This window comes from Microbacterium sp. BF1 (assembly GCF_019279095.1).
Lineage (GTDB): Bacteria > Actinomycetota > Actinomycetes > Actinomycetales > Microbacteriaceae > Microbacterium > Microbacterium maritypicum.
In genome coordinates, this window is the sequence record NZ_JAGYWT010000587.1 from 1 (window position 1) to 1,434 (window position 1,434).

Annotated in this window: 1 protein-coding gene and 1 tRNA gene; both read left to right on the forward strand. The window is 69.4% G+C overall.

The window, feature by feature from the left end; genetic code table 11:
- Positions 1-172 precede the first annotated feature (172 nt).
- Positions 173-245: transfer RNA gene (locus tag KZA10_RS15130), tRNA-Ala, on the forward strand.
- A gap of 143 nt (positions 246-388) precedes the next feature.
- Positions 389-1,102, forward strand: coding sequence for a GntR family transcriptional regulator (locus KZA10_RS15135; protein WP_031205543.1), 714 nt, complete (start codon positions 389-391; stop codon positions 1,100-1,102).
- Positions 1,103-1,434: the final 332 nt, after the last annotated feature.

Sequence of the window (1,434 nt, forward strand, 5' to 3'; positions counted from 1 at the left end):
AACTCGCGCACGTGCGCTTCGATCTCGGCCTCATCGCCGTATGCGCGGATGGGCTTCGTCGACGACGCCGAGATCGAAGCGCACGTGCGCGAGTTGCTCTCCCGCCGCGCCGCCGGATGACCGTCCGCGGCGCGAACAGCTTCTCCGTCGTGATAGCGTAGATGTCGTTCACGGGCCTATGGCGCAGTTGGTAGCGCGCCTCGTTCGCATCGAGGAGGTCAGGGGTTCGAATCCCCTTAGGTCCACCGAACACTGAAGCCCCCAGGCACATGCCCGGGGGCTTCAGTCATCTCCTGCGTGACGGCGCACGGGCGTTAGAGTGAGCTGTGCCGTCGCAACCCGGGAGCGTTCCGCTCGACAACGCCGTGATGCGCTCGCATGCGTTCCGATGAGTGAGGTGCTGGCCCGTCTGCGCGGGCAGATCCTCGATGGAACCTACGCCGGGGGAGCAGGACTTCCCAGCGAGATGGAGTTGGCCGCCCTCCACGGCGTCTCTCGACGCACGATCCGCACCGTGCTCGCCACCCTGGCGCGGCAGGGGCTGGTCGAGTCGCACCGGGGCTCCGGATGGTTCGTGCAGCCCAGCCAGCCGCAGGGATTCGACCGGATGCGGTCGTTCACGCAGTGGGCCCGCGGTCGCGGGCGCGCACCCGGCGGTCTCATCGTGGCACGTGCGACGAGGAAGGCCACGGCGCGGGAGGCGCGTCTGCTGGCTATTCGGACGGATGCCGACGTCCTGACCTTCACCCGGGTCCGGACCCTCGACCAGCGTGCCGTGATGGTGGAGCGCTCGACCTGGGCGCCCTGGGTGGTGCCGCATGTGACTGGCGTCCCCGACGATGTCGTCTCCACGACACGGGTGCTCGCGGATGCCGGAATCGTGGTGTCGTCGGGGAACCACAGGATCGAGGCGGTGGCCGCAGCCACCGAGGATGCGCGTCTGCTCGGGGTGCGCAGGTCCAGTCCGCTCCTGCAGGTGCGACGGGAGACCTTCGCAGCGAACGGCCGCCCCGTCGAATGCGCCGAGGACCGCTACGTCCCGCACACGATCTCGTTCGAGGCGCAGGCTTTCGGCGCCGCCGCGCTTCCGGGTGAGGACTGAAGTCCGGGCTGACGGCACGCGCCCACTGTGCGCACCGGGTCGCCGGGATTCTCGTGCGGGCGCGCGATGACACGCGCAGGTCGGTCGGAGTTCACCCACCGGACATCTCGCGGCGGTCGATTGGGTGGGTCCGATTTCTTCTCTTCTCACAGAGGATGCTCCGTGTCTCGTCGTAAACCGCCCGCCCCCGATCCGACCCTCTCCCGCCGTGGATTCACCCGGCTCCTGCGCCCCGCATCGCTGGTCGCCGTCGCCGCCTGCATCGCAGCGCCCGCTCTGACGGCGGCACCGGCCTTCGCCGCACCCAACTTCACTGCACCGGCTGTCGCCGC